General features: G+C 64.7%; 4 protein-coding genes. All 4 read right to left on the bottom strand.

Annotated features, from left to right (window positions below):
* The coding region (gene ileS / locus JWN03_RS45330) for an isoleucine--tRNA ligase (RefSeq protein ID WP_297629017.1) at positions 1 to 3,111 on the bottom strand (3,111 nt) is incomplete at its 3' end.
* 291 nt (positions 3,112 to 3,402) lie between these two features.
* Positions 3,403 to 3,606: a hypothetical protein gene (locus tag JWN03_RS45325; protein ID WP_297629016.1), complete on the bottom strand. Its 204-nt coding sequence runs from the start codon at positions 3,604 to 3,606 to the stop codon at positions 3,403 to 3,405.
* Between the two features lie 87 nt (positions 3,607 to 3,693).
* A complete protein-coding gene (gene wag31, locus JWN03_RS45320) occupies positions 3,694 to 4,512 on the bottom strand; it encodes a DivIVA-like cell division protein Wag31 (protein ID WP_297629015.1) in 819 nt (272 codons plus the stop codon).
* A gap of 73 nt (positions 4,513 to 4,585) precedes the next feature.
* Positions 4,586 to 4,888: a YggT family protein gene (locus tag JWN03_RS45315; protein WP_297629014.1), complete on the bottom strand. Its 303-nt coding sequence runs from the start codon at positions 4,886 to 4,888 to the stop codon at positions 4,586 to 4,588.
* Between the last annotated feature and the right edge of the window lie 23 nt (positions 4,889 to 4,911).

The raw sequence follows: 4,911 nt of genomic DNA, 5'->3' as shown, positions 1-4,911 counted from the left end.
GGCGTCCGCGCCCGCATCCCCGAAAGTCAGGGTGGTGGCGAGGATTTCACCGGCGATCAGATCGCGGTGCGTCTGCGCCCACTCCTGACGGTCGGCCGGAACGTCCAGGACCACGGTGATGCGGTCGGAGACATCCAAGCCACTGGACTTGCGGGTCTCCTGCAGGTCGCGGATGAGGTCGCGGGCCCAGCCCTCGGCCTCCAGCTCCTCGGTGACCACCGAATTCAGCACCACCAGACCGGCATTGCCGGGCAGCGCGGTGGTGGATTCGGGTTCGGCGGCGACCAAGCGCTGGGTGTATTCCTCGGGCAGCAGCGTGATGCCGGCGGCGGTCACGGTGCCGTCGGCGGCCTCGCTCCACTCCCCCGCCTTGACCGCCTTGATGACCGCCTGCACCTGTTTGCCGATGCGCGGACCGGCGGCCCGGGCGTTCACCACCAGTTCGAAGCGGCCGTGCGCGGCCACATCGGTGGTGAGGTCGACCTTCTTGACATTGACCTCATCGGCGATCAGCTCGGCGAAGGGGCGCAGGCGTTCCGCATCCTCCGCGGCCACCGTCAGCTCCGAAAGCGGCAGGCGCACACGCAGATTCTGCGCCTTGCGCTGACCGAGCACCGTAGAGCAGACCGTGCGCACCTCGTCCATGGCGGAGACGAGCTCGGGATCGGCGGGCAGATCGCTCGCACTCGGCCAATCGGTCAGGTGCACCGACCGCTCACCGGTGAGGCCACGCCAGATGACCTCGGTGAGCAGCGGCAGCAGCGGAGCGGCCAGGCGCGTGGCGACCTCCAGCACGGTGTGCAGGGTGTCGATGGCGTCGCGGTCCTCTTCCCAGAAGCGCGAACGCGACCGGCGCACATACCAGTTCGTCAGCGCATCGGCGAAGGACCGGAATTCCTCTGCCGCGGCGGCGATGTCGTACCCCTCCAGCGCATCGGTCATGACCTCGCGGGTCTGCGCCAGCTTGGCCAGGATGTAGCGATCGAGCACATTCGCCGAATCCGTGCGCCACACACCGGGTGTCGAGGCGTACAGCTGCAGGAAGGTCCAGGCGTTCCACAGCGGTCGCAGCGCATGGCCGACACCCTCGCGGATACCGCGCTCGGTGACGATGAGATTGCCGCCGCGCAGGATCGGCGAGGCCATCAGGAACCAGCGCATGGCGTCGGCGCCGTCGCGATCGAAGACCTCGTTGACGTCCGGATAGTTGCCCTTGGACTTGGACATCTTCAGGCCGTCGTCGCCGAGCACGATGCCGTGCGCCACAACCGATTTGAACGCCGGACGATCAAAAAGCGCGGTGGACAGTACGTGCAGGAGGTAGAACCAGCCACGGGTCTGACCGTTGTATTCAACGATGAAATCGCCGGGGCTGTGGGCGGACTCGGTGTCGGTGCCCTCGAACCATTCCTTGTTCTCGAACGGGTAGTGCACCTGCGCGTACGGCATGGAGCCCGACTCGAACCAGCAGTCCAGCACCTCGGGGGTACGCCGCATCATCGACTTCCCGGTCGGGTCATCGGGATTCGGGCGCACCAACTCGTCGATCATGGGCCGGTGCAGATCGGTCGGCCGCACGCCGAAATCGCGCTCCAGCGCGTCCAGCGAACCGTACACGTCCACCCGCGGGTATTCCGGATTGTCAGACACCCACGCCGGGATCGGCGAGCCCCAGTAGCGGTTACGGCTGATGTTCCAGTCGCGCGCGTTCTCCAGCCACTTACCGAACTGACCGTCGCGCATGTGCTCGGGAGTCCAGCTGATCTCCTTGTTGAGCTCGACCATGCGGTCGCGGAACTTGGTAACCCCCACGAACCAGGACGGCACCGCCATGTAGATCAGCGGCTGACCGGAGCGCCAGCTGTGTGGGTAGGAGTGCTCGATAGTCTCGTGCCGCAACAGCTTTCCGGCCGCCTTGAGGTCCTTGATGATGACCGGGTTGGCGTCGAAGACCATGAGGCCTTGATACGGCGGCACCATCGAGGTGAACTTGCCGCCCGCATCGAGGGGCTGCACGATCTGGATGCCGTTGGCGGTGGCGACATCCATATCCTCCTCACCGAAGGCAGGCGCGAGATGCACGATGCCGGTGCCGGAGTCGGTTGTCACGTAGTCGGCATTGAGGACACGGTGCGCGTTCGGATGACCGACGAAGAAGTCGAACGGCGGGTGGTAGTTCAGGTCCGCGAGGGCAGCGCCGGAGTGCTCGGACAGCACCTCCGGTTCCTCGCCGAACTCGCGGGTGTAGTGCGAGACCCGTTCGGCGGCAAGCAGGTACCGCTTACCGTCCTTACCGCGCAGGTGCACGTAGGTGACGTCCGGGTGTACGGCGATGGCCAGGTTGGATGGCAGCGTCCACGGCGTGGTCGTCCAGATCAGTGCATTGGCGCCATCCAACGCATGTAGCGGGTGATCCGCCGGCACCTGCAGCACCATTGCAACGGTCACCGCCGGATCCTGGCGCATACGGTAGGCGTCGTCCATGCGCGCCTCCTGATGCGACAGCGGCGTCTGCTCGTACCAGCTGTAGGGCAGCACCCGGAAGCCCTGATAGATCAATCCCTTGTCGTGCAACGACTTGAACGCCCACATGACCGATTCCATGAAGTCGAGGTCGAGGGTTTTGTAGTCGTTGTCGAAGTCGACCCAACGTGCCTGACGCGTCACATAGGAGCGCCACTCGTTCGTGTAGCGAAGAACCGAAGATTTGCACGCGGCATTGAATTCCGCGAGACCCATAGCATCGATCTGTGATTTGTCCGTGATACCGAGCTGCTTCTCCGCTTCGATTTCCGCGGGCAACCCATGAGTGTCCCAGCCGAAGCGCCGTTCGACCTTCTTCCCGCGCATGGTCTGAAATCGTGGGATCAAATCCTTGACATATCCGGTCAGCAGATGACCGTAATGTGGCAACCCATTGGCGAAGGGGGGACCGTCGTAGAAGACGAATTCCTCTGCATCGGAACGATTCTGGATGCTGGCCCGGAAGGTGTCATCGGCGGCCCAGTAGTCCAGCACGCGCTGCTCGAGCTCGGGGAAGGACACCTGACCCGAGGATGCGCCCAGGTCGGCGCGGGGGTAGGCGGTGGGTGTGGGATTCTCGCCGGACATCTCGGCGTCAGCTCCTCGTGCCAGTGGGCCTGCGTGCAGACCCCGGTGGGCACGGGGGCGACGCCGGCGCTGTGCGCCGATACCGCGGTACCACCCCGCTTGTCCGGCCGCTCCGCGACATCGCGGCCGGGCCGAACCACTCATTGCGAGCTGTGACGGGCTCACCCGTTCGGTTCTACTGGGCGCGAACGCCGTTCTTCCGAAGACTCCCCGGTGATGGCCGGATCGACGCCGTGCAACTACTTCGAGTCTAGCCGGGCAGGTCCAGCGGATATTCCCTGGGCTCGCCCGTCAATGCCTTGCGTGCCGCCCACCCGGACGCGGCTGCGCGTCCTCGGGGTCCTCACGGAAGGAAAGTGCGCTGACCAGCAGCAGAACCGCGCCGAGCACGCACACGATAATGCAGCCCCACGCCCAGACCACCGAACCGGTGGTCAGTGCGGTCACCAGCAGGCCGAAACCGACGGCTGCCAGGGCCAGTGTCATCACGAGCATGGTCACCACCCCCTCGTATGGAAACGGTGGCGGCGCCGCACAACCCGATCAACGGGCAGCGCAGCACCAGTGGCCGTGCTGACGACTCTACTTGCCGCCCTTGAGGAGTGCTCCGTTGCCCGAGGCGTTGTCGCTGAACTCGCCACCATCGACCGGGACCGCGGAACCACGGTTCTCGAGCTCCTCCAGCTGCGACTCCAGGTAGGACTTCAGGCGCACACGGTATTCGCGCTCGAAGGTCTTGAGCTGCTCGATCCGGCTCTCCAGCACGCTGCGCTGCTGCGTGATGGTGGCCATGATCTCGGTGTGCTTGCGCTCGGCATCGGCCTGCAGGGCGTCGGCCTTCTCCTTGGCCTGGCGCAGCTGGCTGTCCGAACGGGTCTGTGCGTCCGACAGCATGGCTTCGGCCTTCTGACGGGCGTCGGCAACCATGGCCTCGGAACGGGTGCGGGCATCGCCGACCAGTCGCTCCGAATTCGCTCTGGCATTGGCGAGCAGCTGCTCTGCCTCGGTCTTCGCATCCGAGGTGAGGCGATCGGCCATCTCCTGCGCGAGCGAGAGCACCTTGGCGGCCTGCAGATTCGCGTCCGCACTGGGCGCGGCGGGCGGGGCGACCGGGGCGGCGACCGGCATGGGAGCGGGCGGCGGCGGCGCGGCCTTCACCGGCTCCGGCACGACCGGCGCCTTCACGGCATTGACCGGACCGCGATTCTTCTTGGCGTCAGCCAATTCCGCGTCCAACTCAGCAACACGCTGGCGAAGGTCCGCGTTCTCCTCGATGAGGCGTGAGAGCTCCTGCTCGATCAGGTCGAGGAAGGCATCAACTTCATCCTCGTTGTAGCCGCGCTTCCCGATCGGTGGTTTGCTGAACGCGACGTTGTGCACATCGGCAGGGGTCAGCGGCATGGAACGATCCCTTCACGCTTCGTTGGAGATCTAGCGGTAGATCTGGCAAGCATTAGTTCTTCCGGCCATTCTGTCACACCTGAGCTACCGACTGCCCGAGCTGGCCCGTGATCGACATCAAGATGAAGACGATGAAAAGCAGGACCATTATCGAGAGATCGAGCCTTATTCCCCCAAGATTCACTGGGGGTATCAAACGCCTCAGAAGTTTCACCGGAGGGTCCGTGATCGTGAAGATCGCCTCGAGGACGATCACAACGAACCCGGTGGGCCGCCAGTCCCGCGCGAAGCTGCGAATGAACTCGACGATGACTCGGCTGATCAGCAGGAGCCAGAAGAGGAACAGCAGTAGGTTCAACACCTGGAACAGGGCCACGACGTTCACTCTGCCTCAGAAAC

It is taken from the genome of Nocardia sp. (assembly GCF_025465275.1).
GTDB lineage: Bacteria > Actinomycetota > Actinomycetes > Mycobacteriales > Mycobacteriaceae > Nocardia.
Note: the sequence above shows the minus strand (reverse complement) of the source record. Positions and strands in the feature narration are given on the sequence as shown.